The organism is Rhodococcus sp. HNM0563 (genome assembly GCF_012726195.1).
Lineage (GTDB): Bacteria > Actinomycetota > Actinomycetes > Mycobacteriales > Mycobacteriaceae > Rhodococcus.
The window spans coordinates 37,046-53,968 of record NZ_JAASAF010000015.1 but is presented as its reverse complement, the minus strand read 5'-3'; the positions used below and the strand labels follow the sequence as shown (position 1 = coordinate 53,968).

General features: G+C 66.3%; 20 protein-coding genes. 5 read left to right on the top strand and 15 right to left on the bottom strand.

Annotated features, from left to right (window positions below):
• Positions 1-32 precede the first annotated feature (32 nt).
• Complete coding sequence (locus tag HCA61_RS25125) at positions 33-662, bottom strand: TetR/AcrR family transcriptional regulator (protein ID WP_169690908.1); 630 nt, start codon at positions 660-662, stop codon at positions 33-35.
• A gap of 92 nt (positions 663-754) precedes the next feature.
• On the opposite strand from HCA61_RS25125, the gene HCA61_RS25120 reads away from it, so the two are divergent.
• Both HCA61_RS25120 and HCA61_RS25115 read left to right on the top strand, forming a co-directional pair.
• Positions 755-1,756, top strand: coding sequence for an ABC transporter ATP-binding protein (locus HCA61_RS25120; RefSeq protein ID WP_169690907.1), 1,002 nt, complete (start codon positions 755-757; stop codon positions 1,754-1,756).
• The gene (locus HCA61_RS25115; protein ID WP_169690906.1) at positions 1,749-2,555 is read left to right on the top strand and encodes an ABC transporter permease; all 807 of its coding nucleotides are present in this window, start codon (positions 1,749-1,751) and stop codon (positions 2,553-2,555) included. Before HCA61_RS25120 ends, HCA61_RS25115 begins: the two co-directional genes overlap by 8 nt.
• Before the next feature lie 82 nt (positions 2,556-2,637).
• Here HCA61_RS25115 and HCA61_RS25110 read toward each other — a convergent pair whose 3' ends face one another.
• The 7 genes from HCA61_RS25110 to HCA61_RS25080 all read right to left on the bottom strand — a co-directional run bounded on the left by HCA61_RS25110 (position 2,638) and on the right by HCA61_RS25080 (position 7,583).
• The gene (locus tag HCA61_RS25110; protein WP_169690905.1) at positions 2,638-3,582 is read right to left on the bottom strand and encodes a permease prefix domain 1-containing protein; all 945 of its coding nucleotides are present in this window, start codon (positions 3,580-3,582) and stop codon (positions 2,638-2,640) included.
• Complete coding sequence (locus HCA61_RS25105) at positions 3,579-3,929, bottom strand: helix-turn-helix transcriptional regulator (protein WP_308198799.1); 351 nt, start codon at positions 3,927-3,929, stop codon at positions 3,579-3,581. Before HCA61_RS25105 ends, HCA61_RS25110 begins: the two co-directional genes overlap by 4 nt.
• Positions 3,930-3,996: 67 nt before the next feature.
• A complete protein-coding gene (locus HCA61_RS25100; protein WP_169690928.1) occupies positions 3,997-5,553 on the bottom strand; it encodes a polyamine aminopropyltransferase in 1,557 nt (518 codons plus the stop codon).
• A gap of 31 nt (positions 5,554-5,584) precedes the next feature.
• On the bottom strand, positions 5,585-6,055 hold the full coding sequence (locus HCA61_RS25095) for a DUF350 domain-containing protein (RefSeq protein WP_169690904.1): 471 nt from the start codon (positions 6,053-6,055) through the stop codon (positions 5,585-5,587).
• Between the two features lie 33 nt (positions 6,056-6,088).
• Entirely contained in the window at positions 6,089-6,499 is a 411-nt protein-coding gene (locus HCA61_RS25090) for a DUF4247 domain-containing protein (protein ID WP_169690903.1), read from the bottom strand.
• Positions 6,487-6,993, bottom strand: a complete 507-nt coding sequence (locus HCA61_RS25085; RefSeq protein WP_169690902.1) for a DUF2617 family protein — start codon at positions 6,991-6,993, stop codon at positions 6,487-6,489. The genes HCA61_RS25090 and HCA61_RS25085 overlap by 13 nt, the downstream gene beginning before the upstream one ends.
• The gene (locus HCA61_RS25080) at positions 6,990-7,583 is read right to left on the bottom strand and encodes a DUF4178 domain-containing protein (RefSeq protein WP_169690901.1); all 594 of its coding nucleotides are present in this window, start codon (positions 7,581-7,583) and stop codon (positions 6,990-6,992) included. The genes HCA61_RS25085 and HCA61_RS25080 overlap by 4 nt, the downstream gene beginning before the upstream one ends.
• 145 nt (positions 7,584-7,728) lie before the next feature.
• Here HCA61_RS25080 and HCA61_RS25075 point away from each other — a divergent pair, with 145 nt between their 5' ends.
• Both HCA61_RS25075 and HCA61_RS25070 read left to right on the top strand, forming a co-directional pair.
• Positions 7,729-9,072: a DUF3533 domain-containing protein gene (locus HCA61_RS25075; protein ID WP_169690900.1), complete on the top strand. Its 1,344-nt coding sequence runs from the start codon at positions 7,729-7,731 to the stop codon at positions 9,070-9,072.
• 67 nt (positions 9,073-9,139) lie between these two features.
• Complete coding sequence (locus tag HCA61_RS25070; RefSeq protein ID WP_206040580.1) at positions 9,140-10,678, top strand: bifunctional 3'-5' exonuclease/DNA polymerase; 1,539 nt, start codon at positions 9,140-9,142, stop codon at positions 10,676-10,678.
• Here HCA61_RS25070 and HCA61_RS25065 read toward each other — a convergent pair.
• Genes HCA61_RS25065 through HCA61_RS25050 form a run of 4 tightly spaced genes read right to left on the bottom strand, consistent with a single transcriptional unit; the run spans position 10,615 to position 13,100 of the window.
• Complete coding sequence (locus HCA61_RS25065) at positions 10,615-11,517, bottom strand: DNA-3-methyladenine glycosylase 2 family protein (protein ID WP_169690926.1); 903 nt, start codon at positions 11,515-11,517, stop codon at positions 10,615-10,617. The genes HCA61_RS25070 and HCA61_RS25065 overlap by 64 nt on opposite strands.
• Before the next feature lie 5 nt (positions 11,518-11,522).
• The gene (locus HCA61_RS25060; protein ID WP_169690899.1) at positions 11,523-12,110 is read right to left on the bottom strand and encodes a methylated-DNA--[protein]-cysteine S-methyltransferase; all 588 of its coding nucleotides are present in this window, start codon (positions 12,108-12,110) and stop codon (positions 11,523-11,525) included.
• The gene (locus HCA61_RS25055) at positions 12,107-12,616 is read right to left on the bottom strand and encodes an RNA polymerase sigma factor (protein ID WP_169690898.1); all 510 of its coding nucleotides are present in this window, start codon (positions 12,614-12,616) and stop codon (positions 12,107-12,109) included. Before HCA61_RS25055 ends, HCA61_RS25060 begins: the two co-directional genes overlap by 4 nt.
• A complete protein-coding gene (locus tag HCA61_RS25050; protein ID WP_346777647.1) occupies positions 12,597-13,100 on the bottom strand; it encodes a methylated-DNA--[protein]-cysteine S-methyltransferase in 504 nt (167 codons plus the stop codon). Before HCA61_RS25050 ends, HCA61_RS25055 begins: the two co-directional genes overlap by 20 nt.
• A gap of 93 nt (positions 13,101-13,193) precedes the next feature.
• On the opposite strand from HCA61_RS25050, the gene HCA61_RS25045 reads away from it, so the two are divergent.
• Positions 13,194-13,793 carry a ribulose 1,5-bisphosphate carboxylase large subunit gene (locus tag HCA61_RS25045; RefSeq protein ID WP_169690897.1) on the top strand — a complete coding sequence of 200 codons (600 nt, stop codon included), beginning with the start codon at positions 13,194-13,196 and terminating at the stop codon, positions 13,791-13,793.
• A 77-nt stretch (positions 13,794-13,870) separates the two neighbouring features.
• Here the strand turns inward: HCA61_RS25045 and HCA61_RS25040 are convergent, their stop codons facing one another.
• From HCA61_RS25040 to HCA61_RS25030, 3 genes are read right to left on the bottom strand one after another with little or no spacing between them, the layout of a single operon-like run.
• A complete protein-coding gene (locus HCA61_RS25040; RefSeq protein WP_169690896.1) occupies positions 13,871-14,608 on the bottom strand; it encodes an SDR family oxidoreductase in 738 nt (245 codons plus the stop codon).
• Positions 14,605-15,636: a phosphotransferase family protein gene (locus HCA61_RS25035; RefSeq protein ID WP_169690895.1), complete on the bottom strand. Its 1,032-nt coding sequence runs from the start codon at positions 15,634-15,636 to the stop codon at positions 14,605-14,607. The genes HCA61_RS25040 and HCA61_RS25035 overlap by 4 nt, the downstream gene beginning before the upstream one ends.
• Positions 15,633-16,850, bottom strand: a complete 1,218-nt coding sequence (locus HCA61_RS25030; RefSeq protein ID WP_169690894.1) for an acyl-CoA dehydrogenase family protein — start codon at positions 16,848-16,850, stop codon at positions 15,633-15,635. Before HCA61_RS25030 ends, HCA61_RS25035 begins: the two co-directional genes overlap by 4 nt.
• Positions 16,851-16,923 lie beyond the last annotated feature (73 nt).

The following is a 16,923-nucleotide window of genomic DNA, read 5'->3' as shown; positions in this document are numbered from 1 at the left end:
TGCGGGGCACGCGTGCCCCGCATGGCCCAGCGTCACGCCTCCGGATCGCCCTCGGTAACGGCTCGTGCCGGATCGACCAGGCGGCGCATTCCTGCATTGAAAACTGCGGCATCCGGCATGAGGTCTCCGGCAAGCAGGAGCAGACCGGCGCCTTGATCCAGCGCAGCCAGTAGCTTGCCGACATCCGAGACAGCAAGCGTCTCTCCGTCGGGACGGGCCTCCTGAGCAATCGCATCGTAGCGGCCGAGGACTGCCGTGAGGCGCTGATGCAACTGCGGAGCGAGCGCCTCGTCACGGGCGGCGCTGGCGATGAACTCCAGCGTAGCCAGCGCGAAACCCTGCGTTGCCTGCAATGGGTAGCCCTCTCGTTCCGCCAGCTCCATGCCGGTCGAAGCCGGATTGGTCGGCTGTTCGAACGGATTTCTCGAGTCGGCTCCTGCCAGCTCCAGGTTCTGATCCATGACCGCCAGGAACAGGGCGGACTTGCCGTCGAAGTTCGAGTACACGGCGCCTTTCGAGAACCCGGCCTCGCGCGCGATCCGATCCAGACTCGCCGCGTGATAGCCGTCCTCTGCGAACACCTCGCGCGCCGCGAAGATCAGCGCCTCGCGCGTCTGCTGCTGTCGATCCCGCCGAGAGAGTGGGCCGCGAAGTTGTGTCATGCCTCCAAGAGTAGAACGCGGACCACGATTGACATACCAGCAGTATGCCAATACCGTCAGTATTTATATTCCGACGGTATCCGAGGAGCTGTATGAATGCCGACGTCTTGTGCATCACCGGTCTCACGCGACGCTATGGACACATCGCCGCGAACGACGACATCTCACTTCGCATCCGCTCCGGGGAAGTCGTGGGCCTGCTTGGCCACAACGGCGCGGGCAAGACCACGCTGGTCTCCCAGGTGGTCGGTTTGCTGAAACCCGACGCCGGCGAGATCCGGGTGGGACACACCGACGCTGTGAAGAATCCGGGCGCCGCACGCAGGCATGTGGCCCTGCAACCGCAAGCACAAGCACCCATCGACGGACTCACCCCGCGTTCGGCGATCGAAATCGCAGGCCGCATCCGCGGGCTCTCATCCCGCGATGCCCGTACGGTCGCCACCGACCTGGCCGAGGAGCTCGATATCGGCCCCTGGCTGGACCAGCGTGCCCTGCCCGAGGGTGGCGGCCTGTCCGGCGGGATCCGGCGACTGACGGGTTTCGCCATGGCCGTGGCGAAACCCACCCCGCTCCTCATTCTGGATGAACCCACCAATGACATCGACGCGTCCCGGCGGCGCCTGCTCTGGGATGCAGTGCGCCGCCGCGGCGATCTTGGCAGCGGCGTCCTGCTGGTCACTCACAACGTCGCCGAGGCCGAGCGGATCGTGGACGAGCTGGTCATCCTCGATCGAGGCCGGCTGGTCGCCGACGGATCGCCCGGGCGTCTGCGGGGGACCCAGGACAGCGACCTGCGCCTGGAACTGCAGCTGACTCCTGACGGAGCGGACCCGACCGAGAAGGACCTGCCCCTGCCGGTGCTGCGCCGGGTCAGAACCGGACGGCGCACACTGCTCACCGTTGCTGCAGACGAGGCGGCGAATGCCGTCGCATGGGCCACCGCCCAACGCGCCAACGATCGGATCGAGGGTTTCTCGCTCGCGCCGGCGACACTCGAGGATGCGTACCTGGCCCTCACAGCGCAACCTGGCCGTGCGACCGAGACCATCCCCAATGCCACACCGACCGGCCAGGAGGCAACCGATGCATGAGACAACCGCCGCCCCAACGATAAGCCCCGATCTGCAACTCGGGCCGATCGCTCCGGTCCAGGTGAGCCTGTGGAACAGTTTTCGCACCATGATGCGCTGGTCACTGGCATCGATCGGAGCGATGTTGCCGCTCATCGTCATCATCCAATCCATGCTTGCCGCCGGGATCGTCGTCGGGTTCGGCTTCCTGATTCCCGACATCTCTCCCGACAGCGCACTTTTCCTGTCCTCCGGCGCGCCGACGATTCTGCTGCTGACCATCGGTCTGGTCATCGTTCCGCAGGGAGTCTCCCGCGCCAGGGCTACCGGCGCGTTGGACTATCAGCGCGCACTACCGGTTTCGCGGCCACTGCTGCTGATTGTCGACCTCGCGGTGTGGACGCTCATCGCGCTGCCCGGGGTAGCGATCGGGCTCCTCGTAGCGGCAGTGCGCTACGACCTGACCTTCTCCTTCGACTGGCCGTTGCTCATCCTGGCCTCGCTGTTGGTGACGACGATGGCCACCGCCGTGGGGTACGCGATCGCGGTGACCTTGCCTTCGATGCTGGCTCAACTCGTTTCACAGGTGCTGGTGTTCTTCGTCCTGCTGTTCTCGCCGATCACATTCCCGGCAAGCCGGCTGCCGGACTGGTTCCAAACGTTGCACGTCATCTTGCCCATCCAGCCCGCAGCAGATCTCTTGCGGGCCGGGATCGCGTCCGAAGTCTTCACGGCCGAGGGACGCGACCTCCTTGTTCTGGCGCTTTGGACGGCGCTCGGCCTGCTGGTCACGATGCGTGCGCTGGTGCGACGGAAGTGAACTGCGCCATACTCACACAGGCTTGCGGGCTTCTGCGCAGTGCCGTAGCAACGTACGCCGCCCTATCGCGGAATGATGGCGATCAGCGGGAGCGCAGCACCTTCCACCAACCTTCGCCGATCTCCCACACCGCCACCCCGATTGCAACGACGATGACGATGGTGTTCGCTACGCGCATCGAGTCGCCGGTGTCGCCGAACGCCGCCTCGAAGTAGTCGGGCTGGAACAGCCGGTCGATCGACGCCAGCCAGACCAGCGGGATGGTGAACAGCAGGTTGAGCACGGTGTTGACGACAGCGAGCGTGACGGTCCAGTGCCCCACTGCATACTTGACGACCTCGAACACGGCGCTGAGCACGAGCACCGCGATGAGCGCGGGTAGCCAGAACGACCATAGATCGGGGTCGAGGATCGGGATCGAGGATCCGTCGGGATACCTGTAGGCCGAGTAGTTGCGCTGCAGGAACAGCACCGCGAGCCCGACGACGAGAAACGCAATCGTCCAGACGGTGTCGCCGAGAGACACGCGACGGTTCGTGTCCGCCTCTGGAAGCCTCTCGACCGTCCATTCGCCGGTGAGGTTTCCGCGTCGATGTCCGTTGCGCTCCAGGACGGCAAAGACCAAGGTCGTCCAGAACGCGATCTGCAGCGCAACCACCGCGGCTGTCCAGATACCCGATGCAACCGCCTCCCCCGACGATGCGCCGTCGAGTAGGTCGACGACCAGCACGACGACACCGGGAATCGGCGCGATCCACAGCAGAACCGAAAGCAGCCGTCTCCAGTCGAGGTAGAGACCGGGCCCGATCAGATACAGCGGGCGCTCGAGGTATTCGGCCGCCAACCGGTCGGGATCGCCGAGCTCGGTGAGCACCTCGGTCTCGGCGTCCACCGGGTCGGCGCCGGATTCCACCCGCGCATCGACAGCGTCTGCGATCGACCCGCGCAGTTCACGATCGATGTCGTCGCGTTTGTCGCCGGGGATTCTGCGCAACGTCGTAGCGACGTAACGATCGGTGAGGGTCATCGCACATCTCCTTCGGTGTGGGAATCGATCGTCGTCAGGCTGCGCCCGAGCGCGGTCCACTCGTCGAGCAGAACCGCCGCAAGCTGCTCCCCCGCCTCGGAGGTCCGGTAGAACTTGCGCGGACGCGCCTCATCGGTGTTCCACTCGCTGACGAGAAGTCCCTGCTTCTCGAGTCGCCGCAACAGCGGATAGAGCGTGTTGGCATCGACAGCGACGCCCGCAGCAGCCAGCGCTTCGAGCAGGCCGTAGCCGTACCCGGGGGTGCGCAGCATCAGAAGACTCGCGACGACGACGGAACCTCGTCGCACTTCTTGACTGTGGCCGGTGGAGATCTCAGGGTCGATCACACGTCACACGATAGTGTGTGTCGCACACTATCGCAACAGAAACAAGCCCGGCCCGGACAGGTATTCCTCAGAACTGGTATCCGCGGCGGACGTCGTCGACGATCCGCGGCCGATCCAACGTCGACGGCTCCATCTCGCGAGGTTGCCGATCGAGCGGGAACGCCGATGCCGCCGTGAGGGTCGCGGAGTCGAGGAACCTCCGCGGCGCAGCATTCGCCGACAGCGACGGAACAGGAGGTGGACCGGCCTGCGCGACGACGAATCCCCAGTCACCGAAACTCGGCACGTGCACGTGATAGGGAGTGGTGCCCAGGCCCGCCGACCTCACCGTCGACACCGTCCGCCAGTACGCGTCCGGAGTCGAGAACGGACTCCCCGACTGCACCGTCATCAAGCCGTCGGGACTCAACGCCGACGCCACCAATCCATAGAACTCCATCGAGTACAGACGACCCAGCGCGGGAGTGTCCGGGTCGGGCATATCGACGACGATGGCGTCGAAGCCGGGACCGGTGTACTCGCGCAACCACCGGAACGCATCGTCGACGACCACCTCCACCCGGTCATCCTGCAGCGCCCCACCGTTGAGCGCGACGAGCCGGGTCGTCGCGAGGTCGAGGACCATCGGATCGAGTTCCACCTGCACCACCTCGCGCACGTGCGGATGACGCAGGATCTCTCGTGCGGCGAGCCCGTCGCCGCCGCCGAGAACGAGGACACGTGCGGGGTCACGAGCGAGGGCCGGATACACCAGAGCCTCCGTGTAACGATGCTCGTCGCGGCTCGAGAACTGCAGGTCACCGTCGAGATACAGGCGTACATCGTCGCCGCGCTCGGTCAGCACGATCTCCTGATACTGCGACCGCTGCGCATACACCACCGGATCCGGGTAGAGCCGCTGCCGCGACGTGGTCTCGATATCGGACGAGCGCAGCAGCAGGATCCCCAGCACAGTGGCGGCGAGCAGCAGCACCACCAGCGACAACGCCCGGGTCACCGGCCGCAGATGCCCCCGCAGAAGGAACAACGCCGCGACGGCCGCCGCAGCCAGATTCACCATCCCGGTCAGCGCCGCACCGCGGATCATCCCGGCCGCGGGCAGCAACAACAGTGGCCACGCGAGGCCACCGATCAGCGCGCCCGCGTAGTCTGCCGCGTTGAGATTCGCAAGGACTTTCCCGGTGTCGCGGGCATCTGCGGTACGGCCGGTCTGCATCAAGGTCATGAGCAGGGGCACTTCGGCACCCACCAGCATTCCGATCGCCGCAGTTGCGACGACGAGCACCCAGGTCGACGACCCGACGAACGTGAACGCCACGTACAGCACCGTTGCGCTCAATCCGCCGATCAGGCCGAGCGCGACTTCCACGCCGATGAATGCCGGTGCTGCGTGCGGCAACAACGGTTTGGCGGCGAGCGCACCCAATCCCAGCGCAGCGACGAATCCCGCCACGATCAGGGAGGTCTCGGTGATGCCGCCGCCGGTCAAACTCACCGAAAGGGTAAGCAGTGCAAGCTCGTACACCAGCCCGCACGCGGCACATGCGGCAACCGCCGCGAGCAGCACCACGCGGGTCCGGCGCCCGAGGGCCGGGCCGCTCGAATCCTCGGCGACAGTGGTCACCTCGGCTGCAGGGTCACGCGTAGTCACCGGTTCACGACAGCGCGACCGCGTTGACGAGCCCCACCGACAGCAGCGTGACCGCCACAGCCCACGCGGCACCGCTCATGTGAGGCTCGGCGACGAGTGCTGTGATCCTCCCCGGCAGCACACGGTTCATGATGAGCAACGCCGCCGCCTGCAACAGCACACCGACCAGGCCGTAGACGAGCGAGTCGGTGATCCCTTGCGCGAACCCGTCGGCACTGGTGGCGATCGCGGTCACCACGATGATGGCCAGTGCCAGATGGTTTGCGCCGAGCAGCAATGCGGCGTTGGGATTGCGGTCCACATACACCTGATGACGCAGATTTCCGGGGGTCAGGCCGTCGAGCACGGTGAATCCGAGCGCCAGAACACCCACGCCGATGATGAAGTAGATCAGCGTCCCGACCACCCCCTGCACAAGCAGGGACGGGTCGACCGTGCCGAGTTCGAGGTCGGCGGCCAGTAAGGTGACTCTCATATCGTCAAGGTTCCGATCTGCTGAGTTCGTTCGTCATTTCGCGCTCCCCGATCCACCGGAAGTGTTTCCTGCCGCCGGTGAACCGGGCGTGAAACCCGGCCCGAGGAAAACGAATCCGCCGCTGCTGTAGCGGCCGTCGAGATCCTCGACCCTGATGGTGCTGCCTCCCCCGGCCGCAGGGCCGACGGTGACGATGTCGTCGTTGTACCGGAGATACTCGTTGCCACCGTCCGCCTTCCGCGCCGCGGGATCAAGGTTCGCGACGATATCGGACACCGTGGTCCCCACCGGATCCGGCGAATTGTAGGTGTCGATATCCCCGGAACTGCCACGGTGCTCGTAGGTGTCGGCGATGTAATCGCGCACCTGACTGCCGCACCCCGCGGTCGCGAGCACAGCGACAACGAGCGTGAATCCGGCTGCCACCCTCCTCACGGCCGCCACCGGCTTTCGGTTTCGACAATCACACCCGAGTCGGCGTGGGGGTAGAGATGCCAGGTGCGCCAATACCATTCACCCGACTCGGCCGTGCCTGTGAGTACGGTGAGCGCGTCGCCGTCCCCCGGGAATCCCGCACACAACCAGCCTGGCCCCGACGACGCTGCGTCGCGGAGTTCCTCGGCTCGTCGGGCCAATTCGTCGCGCTGCAACGTGATTGCGCGGCTCCGGAAACGGTAGCTTCCGCGATCCTCGCGATCGGGCAGCAGACGACCCCCCGCGTCTACGGCATCGCATGAAACCTGTTCGGTGAGCATGTGTTCGCCCGATTCCGCAGTGACCACGTGCGATGCCCCTAGTACGCCGAGGGTGAGTGTGCCCGCGGCGGAATCGGTCAGCTGCTCGGACACCAACGGCGTGGGCGCGGGCGCATCGAGGACGAGTCCCAGCGCCGCGGCCGACACGTCACGCGGAGCGATTTCCAGCACGTGGTGACTCATTTGTCCGGTCCCGCGTGGATGACGGTCAGTTCACTGCGCGTGACCGTACGTCCCGTGGACACCTCCCACGACCCGTCGCGGGACCACCGCTCGAACGCGATCAGGCCGGTGCTGTCTGCGGTTGCATAATCGGCGTAGTCCATGGTGCCGCTCGGTGCCGTGCCGGTCGTTCCTTCCGCTGTGAATCGGGCGGTGCCCGCTTCGAGTTGACGGTGGACGCGGTCGTCGAGGACGACATCTCCTCCGGGTTCGAGGCCGGTGCCCTCACGTCGCATCCACAAGGTCATCTCGAGTTCGCCCTCGTCGTTCTCGACGGTGAGCCAGCGGCGACCGGTCGAACCGTCGAGCAGGTGCTCGTGCCAGCGATAGCCCTCCTCGTCGAGGGTCAGTGTGCCGCGCACCACGTGGTCGATACCCGCATACGTGATGATGTCGCCGACACCGATCGCGTAGGGATCCCACACTTCCGGATAGTCGGCGAGCGGATCCACCCGCGCGGCAGGTGCAGACGGCTTACGAGTGCGGATCACCACGACGACAACGGCCACGACGACAGCGACGATCAGCAGGACAAGCAGGACTTCGGTCATCGAGTACCCCAGGTCGACAGCAGTTCCGTGGCTCGACCCTACCGGCCGACGTGAGCCCCGACCCAGCCGTCCCGTCGTCGTGCGCTCGAGCACTTCGTCCCACTCATCGGACACAAATTCGCACACGCGTGTGCACAATCAATGGGTGAGTTCAACAGGCACCGTGACCGATCCCCACCGCAATACGCTGCGGAGCCCCCGATTCTGGCTCGCACCGCTCGTCGTCGTCACCGCAGTGATGTCCGCGCTCGGCTACTTCTACCTCGCGAGCATGGTCAATCCGTCGGAGAACCTGCGCGAATTCCCCATGGCGATCGTCAACCAGGACGTCGGGGACGTGATGCCCGGCGACGAAGAACCGCGGAACCTCGGGACCGAGATCACCGCGGCGATCCTGGACGGCCTGAATCCGGAAGAGATCGCCATGCAGGAGATGGGTATCTCCGCCGCCAACTCCGGCCTCGACAACGGGTCGTTGTACGGCGCGATCGTGATCCCCAGCGACTTCACCAAACGCACATCGATTCTCGCGCAGGGCAGTGTCGTACCCGGCGACATCGAAAGGCCCGTCATCACGGTCTACTCGAATCCCCGGACCGGGACGTTCTCGACCGGCATCGTCGGCATCATCGGCGACACCGCCATGACCCAGGTCAACGAAACGGTCGGGGAGCAACTCACCACGCAGGTCACGAACACCCTCGTCGAAACCGCACCCGACCTGCAGTTGTCGGGAGGAAGCCTCCTCACGCTCCAAGATCCGATCAACGTCCTGAACGTCGAACACAAACCGCTGCCCGACGGCACCGGCGCCGGCCTGTCCGCGTTCTACTTCACGTTGCTGCTGATCCTCGCGGGGTTCACCGGCGCCACGATCGTCAACACCCTCGTCGACACCGCTCTCGGGTTCATCCCCACCGAATACGGGCCGCTCTACATCAACAGAGAGACCACCCGGATGTCCCGCTTGACCGTGTTGTTCATCAAGTGGGGGATCATCGTCGTCCTGTCGCTGATCGTGTCCGCGCTGTATCTGTGGATCGGCACGGCACTCGGCATGCCGGTGCCGCGCGCCCTGCTGATGTGGGAGTACGGGGCGCTCGCGATCAGCGCGGTCGGCATCACCTCGGTGTCGGTGATGTCCGTGTTCGGATCCGCAGGCCTGCTCGTGAACCTGTTCATCTTCATCGTGCTCGGGTTGCCCTCGTCCGGCGGCACGGTCCCGATCGAAGCGATGCCCAAGCTGTTCGAGTGGCTGTCGACGTTCGAGCCGATGCATCAGATCTACATCGCGACCCGCGCGATCCTCTACTTCGACGGCCACGGCGCTGCAGGACTGACGCACGGAGTCGCGATGACGTTCGTCGGGCTCGGTGTCGGCGTGGCACTCGGGGCGATCGTGACGTGGCTGTACGACCGTCGCGGATTCCACCGCTCCACCGAACTGCTGGCGGGCGATACCACGTCTTCGACCGATAGAGCAGACTAGGTCGGTGCGTGCCGTCGTCGTTCCCCATCCCTCCGAGAGCGGGGGTGTACGCGGCGGCACCATCGCACTGGTCGACGACGCGGGCACTCCGGTGAGCGACACGCGAGACTGTCGCGATCTGGCCGCGACCGTCGCGGAAATCGAATCGACCCGCAGCCCGCGCTGGGTGTGGACTTCCACTGCCACCGTGTACCCCGGTCTGCTGCGCGCCGGTGTGCGGGTGCAGCGATGTCACGACCTCGCGACCACCGCTGCGATCCTGAATACGCGTGACGGCATCCCACCGGAACCCATGGAGGAACCGGCCGATGAACGGCCGGGGCTGTTCGACGCGGCACCCGCCACCGACATCGCCGCCGTGATCGAGCGATTCGTCGAGCAGCGACGCCGCACAGTCGTCGATCGTCGCCTCGATCTGCTGGTGGCAGCAGAATCCGCGGGCACGCTCACTGCCGCAGAAATGGGCGTCAGCGGGCTGCCTTTCTCCGCCGACGCGCACCGTGCACTGCTCGAACGCACCCTCGGTCGACGTCCACTCGGCTATGAACTTCCCTCGCGGATCGCCGAGGTGGTCGCGGAGATCCAGCTCGTGTTCGGTCGGGCTGTGAATCCGGCGTCGCACGTCGAGGTGCTCGACGCGTTCCGCCGCGAGGGCATCGAAATCGCGTCGACCCGCAAGTACGTGCTGCGTGAACTCGACCATCCCGCAGTGCCGTTGCTGCTGCGGCACCGCGACCTGTCGAAGCTGTACAGCACCAACGGGTGGAGTTGGCTCGACACCTGGGTACACGACAACCGCTTCCGCCCCGTCTACGTGCCGGGAGCTGTGGTCTCCGGACGGTGGGCAAGCCGCGGCGGCGGCGCCCTGCAGATCCCCAAAGCATTGCGGTCGAGCGTGATCGCCGACCCCGGGCATACCTTTGTCATCGCCGACGCCGGGCAGCTCGAACCCCGCATCCTCGCTGCCATGTCGGCAGATCCCCGCATGGTCGCAGCAGCAGGAAGCGATGACCTCTACGCCCCGGTGGCGGCCACCGCGTTCGGCGGCGACCGCGCGAAAGCGAAGGTCGCGGTGCTCGGTGTCCTGTACGGCGCAACCTCCGGAGATTCCCGTGCGCTGCTGACAGTGCTGCGCAAGAGCTTTCCCGATGCAGTGGAGTTCGTCGAACGCGCGGCCCGCGCCGGGGAACGCGGAGAGGTGGTGCAGTCATGGCTCGGGCGTGCCTGTCCCCCAGTAGAACCCGGATTTCACTCGCACGGGGATGTGCGCGCACGCGGACGATTCACCCGGAATTTCGTCGTCCAGGCCACGGCGGCAGAGTGGGCGCTGTGTGTGCTGGCAGAGGTTCGTCGCCGGCTCGCGGCGGCTCCGGACGGTCGCGACGGAGAACTCGTGTTCTTCCAGCACGACGAGGTGGTGGTACACACCCGGAACCCCGATGCCGCGGTCGCGCACATCGAAGCTTCGGTCGAGGCGGCGACTCGGTTGATGTTCGGCGACACCGAGGTTCGGTTTCCCATGTCGACGTCGGTCCGTGCCTGTTACGCCGACGAGTCGGACGACGAGGCCGCCGCCGGGGACGAGGATGTACGGGACGTCGTATAGGCCGCGTGCGTCCACAGGTGAGACACGGCGTAAGCGCGCCACGGCCGCCAGGTTTCGGCGCGCGCGGTTGCCTCACCGGCGGAGATACCTCCCAACGCTCGACGCAGCACGAGGTCGCCGGAGGGAAACGCGTCGCGGTCGCCGAGGGCCCTCAACGACAGGTAGTCGACCGTCCACGGTCCGATTCCCGGCAGCGCGAGTAGATCGGCACGAAATTCGGGACCCGAAACCGGGTCGAGTCCATTGGCAGCAGCGTTCGCCAGCGCATGCACCGTGCGTGAGCGCACCCCCGTGATACGCACCGTCGTCTTCAGTTCGTCGGGATCGATACCTGCGAGACGCTGCGCCGTCGGGAAACACCGCAGCCCGTCGGAAACGTTTTCGCCGTATGCTGCAACGAGCCTCGTCGCGAACGTCGCGCCGGCCGCGAGGCTCACTTGTTGCCCGACCACTGTCTGCACGGCAGTCGCGAACCAGTCGGTGCTGCCGAGCACGCGAAGGCCGGGCCGGGCTGCGATGAACGGTGCCAACAACGGATCTGCACCCAACGCCGCGTCGATCGCGGTCGATGCGGCGTCGAGGTCCAGCCAGGTGCGGATGCACTGTTCGAGCTCGGGCACATCGCGGTCGTCGGTAGCGTCGATCCACGCGGTGACATACGCGGCGTCCGGATCGTTCTCGAACGTCACCGACACGACCGCGGGCCCTCCACGACCCCGGACCGCACGGCTGTGGGTGCGGGTCTGAGCGTCGTGCCGTTCGTGTCCTGCGACGGTGTGACTCCGCAGTGCGTCGAGCATCGCCGACACGGCGAACGGCGGCACCAATGGCAGACGCAGAGTGGTCACGCCGCCGTCTCGAGACTCAGCAAGATCCGTTTCGCCTCGACGCCCCCGGCGTACTGCCCGATCCCGCCGTCGCTGCGCACCACCCGATGACAAGGAACAACCACGGGCAGAGGGTTTTTCGCGCAGGCCGTACCCACTGCACGCACAGCCCTCGGGCTTCCTGCCGCCGCCGCCACTTCGGCGTAGCTGGCGGTGTGCCCGTATGCGATGTCGGGGAGGTGCGTGATCACGTCGCGCCGGAACCCGGTGGCGAGCCGGAGGTCGAGCGGCAGATCGAACGATGCGCGTCTGCCCTCGAAGTACTCGTCGAGCTGCGTCGCCACGACGTCGAGTCGTCCCGGCGCTTCGAGGATGCGAGGGCTGATCCGCGCCGCGAGGTCTTCCAGCACGTCGTCCTGTCCGTCGGCGACATACGCGACCCGAACGAGTCCGGCCTCGGTCGCAGCGAGCAGCAGCGGACCGACCGCCGAATCGACGATCCGGTAGGCAACGTCGAGGAGACCGGCGACTTCGGCATCGATCGTGAGTTGTCGATGCAGCCACGCAAGATCGGACTTCGCGACCGGTGGCGTCGGAAAGGTCATGACACGCTCCCTGTCTCAGTGCTGTAGTGACGACGCAATGCTGCGCGGCCGTCGGATGCGGCACGACGTGCAGCTTCTGCGGTGTTGCCCAGCAGTTCACCGATTTCCGCGTACCGCAGTCCGCCGATGTAGTGGTAGACCAGCGCGGCGCGCTGGGTGAACGGCAGGGCCGCAACCTCGCCCCACAGTTCGTCGTCGCCGGTGCCGGGAAGGTCGGTGGTCGATGCCCGCTCGGGTAGCACCTCGGTAGGTATCGGTGTCCGCCCGTGGACGCGGTGGACATCGATGGCCTTGCGGTGCGCGATGGTCACGAGCCACGCCTCGAGGTTGGCGCCCGGCTTCAGATCCGGGTACGCACGCAGTGCCGCGAGGAACGTCTCCGACCATGCGTCGTCGGCGTCGGCGGCGCTGAGCATAGCGCGACACACTCGCAGCACCGTCGCACCGTGCTCGGCCACGACCCGTTCGAACGGTGGCAGATGTGCCTCAGGCCGGCGTGGGGGCATGGGCTATCCGCTTCTCCTGCTCGAGGAGGAACAGTTTGCGTTCCACTCCCCCGGCGTACCCGGTGAGCTTGCCGCTGCTGCCGATGACGCGATGGCACGGAACAACGATGCTCAGCGGATTCCGTGCGTTGGCCGCGGCGACGGCGCGGACCGCGGTGGGCCGGCCGATCGCGGCCGCCACTTCCCCGTAGGTCGAGGTGGTGCCGAATTCGATGGCCAGGAGCGCTGCCCACACTGTGCGCTGGAACTCGGTACCCGCAGGCGCCAGCGGGATCGTGAAAGCCGTGCGTGTGCCGTCGAAGTATTCGCGGAGCTGGCCGGTGGCGTCCTCGAACCCGGCAGCGCTCTGCGGTCCGAAGCTGTTGCGATCCGGAGCAGGGTGGTGATCAGGCATGTAGAGGCCCGACAGCACGCCGTCGGTGTTCACGAGGGTCAGCTCGCCGATCGGCGAGTCGATCACGGTGTGGGTACGTGATGCAGTCACGGCTTCGATCCTTCCATCCGGTGCGGGGTCTACATGGGGTAGACGCACAGGGTGGTGAAAACGTGAGGTGGCTCGTTCCTGCACTATGAGCGGATGATCTCGCTGCCCGCATTGCCCCTCGTCGGACCGGCCGCCGGGATGGCTCGCGCTCTCGTCGACCGCACCGCCGACACCGTCCTGTTCGCCGTATCGGTCCCCGGGCGGGTCGAAGCCCTGCTCGACACCGCCGAAACACTCGTGGCACGAGTGGACGGCGTCGTCACCGACGCTGCCGCGGCCGTCTCCCGCGCTGCCGCGGTGATCGAGTCGACGACACAGGTCGTCGAGGAAGCCGCGGCTACCGCTGCCCACGCCAAGCAGGTCATCGAGTCGGCGGGTGCCAGCACCGACGTCGCGGGGGAACTGCTCGATACCTACGCGCCGCTCGCGAAGCAGGCGGCACCACTGGCGTCGCAATTCCTCGACGAGTTGTCGCCCGACGAAGTGCGCGCGGCGATTCTGATGCTCGATCAGTTCCCGGAACTCTCCCAGCGAATGGTCGGCCTGATGCCGGTCCTCGCGACCCTTGAGACCGTCGGACCGGAACTTCACGAACTGCTCGAGGTCGCCAAGGACGTGCGTCAGGCCATCACCGGAATGCCCGGCTTCAATTTCCTGTTCCGCCGCGGCGAAGACAAGGCCCAGGACGACTGACGCCCTCATCGACCGAACGTCACCTTCATGCCGTTGAACTGCATGAAGGTGACGTTCGGTCACAACCGCAGGGGCCGTCAGGCCTCGTACATGCTCGCTCCCGCGCGGCTGAGCACCAGCCTCGGCAGCACCGCCCGCGACGACAACTTGAGCAGCGCGTCGACCAGTTCGACGACGTCGTTCACCTCGAGCATCGTCTCTGCGGGGATCTTCTCCTTGATCCAATCCGACATGTCGGTGTCGACGTACGCCGGTGCGATCGCCGACGCGGCGACACCGTTGCCGGACTCTTCGAGATTGAGGGTCTCCACCAGGGAGATCAGCGCCGCCTTCGTCGCTCCGTACGCCGCGAGACCGGCCTCGGCATACACGCCGGTGATGGAGGACAAGGCCACCACTTTCGCGCCTCGGGCAGGGTCTGCTGCCGCGGCGGCCCGCAGCAGCGGCAGCGATGCCTGGAGTAGCGCGAACGGTGCGGCGAGGTTCACCGCGAGTGTCTTGTCGAAGCGCCGTGCCGGAAATTCTGCGATCGCGCCCGCGGTGCCGACACCGGCGTTGAGGATCAGTGCCCGCATCGTGCCGAACGATTCCTCGTGCGCACCGACCACTCGTGCCGCCACTTCGGGATCGGCGAGATCGGCGGCGACCGCGCGCACTTCGGGCGCACCCGCCTCGCGCAGTCGGCCTGCGGCCTTCTCGAGCCGCTCCTCGTCGCGCGCCGAGATCGTGAGGGCGTAGCCCTGCTCTGCGAGCCTCACCGCGACGCCGAACCCGATACCGCGTGACGCCCCGGTCACCAGTGCACTCGCCGTCACGAGGCTGCTCCCTTCATTGCGTCGAGACCGGCTGCGACGAGGGCGGGAACTGCTTCGCCTGCCTTGTCGAACCCGTCTCCTACGGTCGCGCCGACACGCCACCGGTGGTTGATGCCTTCGGCGATCACGGCGAGCTTGAAGTACGCGAGCCCCATGTAGAAGTCCCAGTGCGCGATGTCACGACCCGACGCCACCGCGTATCGCTGGACCAGATCGTCATCGGCGGGCAGGCGCGGACTCGTCCACGCGGCAGGGAATCCGAGCACATCGTCGAGTGCCGGATGCCGATACACGCACATCAGCGCGAGGTCGGTGAGCGGGTCGCCGAGCGTCGACAGTTCCCAGTCCACCACTGCCGCAATCTTTCCGACGTCGTTCCGGTCGAGGATGGTGTTGTCGATGCGGTAGTCGCCGTGCACGATCGACGGCGCGGGCGACTCGGGTATCGAATCGGCGAGTGACGCATGCAGACGTTCGATGTCCGGAAGTTCACGGGTCTTGACCCTGCCCCACTGGCTCGCCCACAGCTTCACCTGCCGTGTGACGTACCCGTCGGGGCGGCCGAGTTCACCCAGCCCGACGGCACTGAAGTCGACATTGTGCAAAGCTGCGATGACGCGGACGAGTTCGTCGGTACAACGGGCGATCTCGTCGTCGGTCATGGTGTCGAGGTCGTCCTTGCTGCGGATGACACGTCCGTCGACATGCTCGACGACGGTGAACGGTGCGCCCATCACTGCATCGTCCTCGCACAACGCGATCGTCCGCGCTACCGGCACTCCGCTGTCCTGCAGCGCGGACGTGATGCGGAATTCACGGGCCACGTCGTGTGCGGACGGGGTCAGGCCGGCGGTGGGAGGACGGCGGAGTACCCACTTCGATGTGTCGTCGAAGATGCCGTAGGTGAGGTTGGATTTGCCGCCTGCGATGAGTTCCGCACGCAGTTCACCGTCGACAGCGACACCGGATTCCGACAGGAATCGTTGGAGCGCGGGAAGATCGAGTCCTTCGTGGTGCACCGTGGTCATGACGTGGTCGCCTTTGCAGCAGCAGCCTTGCGAGCGGCGCCGACGGTGCGCTTGGCGATTGCCCAGCGGTGCACCTCGGAGGGTCCGTCGTACACCCGGAAGGGTCGGACTTCACGCGAGAGACGGGCGAGCGGAAGATCTTCCGATACGCCGAGACCGCCGCACATCTGCACCGAGCGATCGACGATCCGGAAGATCGCCTCGGCCGCGAAGGTCTTGGCGATGGAGGTGGCGTTGGCGGCGTGCGAGCCCTGGTCGAGCTCCCAGCATGCCTGCGTGAGCAAAGCACGGGTGGCGGCGATGTCGATCTCGTTGTCGGCAACCATCTTCTGGATCATGCCGAGGTCACCGAGCTTCGAGCCGAAGCCTTCGCGCTCGGAGACGTATCCGACAGCGACGTCGTGACCGCGGCGGGCAGCGCCGAGCCAGCGCATCACGTGGGTCATGCGCGCCGGGCCCAGCCGGACCTGTGCGTAGGCGAAGCCCTGGTCGACTTCACCGAGCACGGCGGAGTCGGGGACGAACAGATCCTCGAACGTCACCTCGCAGTGGCCGCCGAGCATGGACTTGTCGAGGGTGCCGATGTGCCTGCCGACCGTCAGACCCGAGGTGTCCGCCGGGGCCAGGAACATGGTGGCGCCGCCGCGTTGGCCGGGCTCACCGGACGTGCGCGCCATGATGATGAAGAAGCCGGCACCATCAGCACCGGTGATGAAGTGCTTGCGGCCGTTGATCTTCCATCCACCCGAGACCTTCTCGGCGCGGGTGTTGAGCGCGTTGGGGTCGGCGCCTGCGCCGGGGGCGGGTTCGGTCATCGCGAACGCGGATCGGACATCGCCCGCCGCGAGCGGGGCGAGGAACTGCTGCTTTTGTTCGTCGCTCGCGATGTGCGCAAGCATGTGCACGTTGCCCTCGTCGGGCGCGGCGATGTTCAGCGCGGTGGGTCCGAACAGCGAGTAGCCCGCGGCTTCGAAGACGGGTGCGCGGTCGGACATGCCGAGACCGTGCCCGCCGTACTCGATGGGGGCGTGGGGTGCAAAGACCCCCGCATCCTTGGCGGCCTTCTGCAGGTCCGAACGGACGGCATCGCCGCCCGCAGCGGTGATGTCACCACCGTTGGCGTCCTCGATGGGCAACACGTGGTCGCGGATGAATGCTTCGGTCTTCGCGACCAGGCCGGTTACCTGATCCGAATACGACAGATCGACTGCCATGATCACTCCCTCTCCACACCGACCGATCGATCGCTCGGTTTTGGATACGGTGACATACACGCGCCGTCCGGTC

What these genes read in the sequence shown, in the direction of transcription:
- HCA61_RS25035 (WP_169690895.1), bottom strand. Translation starts at nt 15,636, where the DNA reads ATGACCACGGTGCACCACGAAGGACTCGATCTTCCCGCGCTCCAACGA.
- HCA61_RS25030 (WP_169690894.1), bottom strand. Translation starts at nt 16,850, where the DNA reads ATGGCAGTCGATCTGTCGTATTCGGATCAGGTAACCGGCCTGGTCGCG.
- HCA61_RS25080 (WP_169690901.1), bottom strand. Translation starts at nt 7,583, where the DNA reads ATGACCGAAGTCCTGCTTGTCCTGCTGATCGTCGCTGTCGTCGTGGCC.
- HCA61_RS25085 (WP_169690902.1), bottom strand. Translation starts at nt 6,993, where the DNA reads ATGAGTCACCACGTGCTGGAAATCGCTCCGCGTGACGTGTCGGCCGCG.
- HCA61_RS25045 (WP_169690897.1), top strand. Translation starts at nt 13,194, where the DNA reads ATGATCTCGCTGCCCGCATTGCCCCTCGTCGGACCGGCCGCCGGGATG.
- HCA61_RS25055 (WP_169690898.1), bottom strand. Translation starts at nt 12,616, where the DNA reads ATGCCCCCACGCCGGCCTGAGGCACATCTGCCACCGTTCGAACGGGTC.
- HCA61_RS25095 (WP_169690904.1), bottom strand. Translation starts at nt 6,055, where the DNA reads ATGAGAGTCACCTTACTGGCCGCCGACCTCGAACTCGGCACGGTCGAC.
- HCA61_RS25120 (WP_169690907.1), top strand. Translation starts at nt 755, where the DNA reads ATGAATGCCGACGTCTTGTGCATCACCGGTCTCACGCGACGCTATGGA.
- HCA61_RS25125 (WP_169690908.1), bottom strand. Translation starts at nt 662, where the DNA reads ATGACACAACTTCGCGGCCCACTCTCTCGGCGGGATCGACAGCAGCAG.
- HCA61_RS25115 (WP_169690906.1), top strand. Translation starts at nt 1,749, where the DNA reads ATGCATGAGACAACCGCCGCCCCAACGATAAGCCCCGATCTGCAACTC.
- HCA61_RS25110 (WP_169690905.1), bottom strand. Translation starts at nt 3,582, where the DNA reads ATGACCCTCACCGATCGTTACGTCGCTACGACGTTGCGCAGAATCCCC.
- HCA61_RS25060 (WP_169690899.1), bottom strand. Translation starts at nt 12,110, where the DNA reads ATGACCTTTCCGACGCCACCGGTCGCGAAGTCCGATCTTGCGTGGCTG.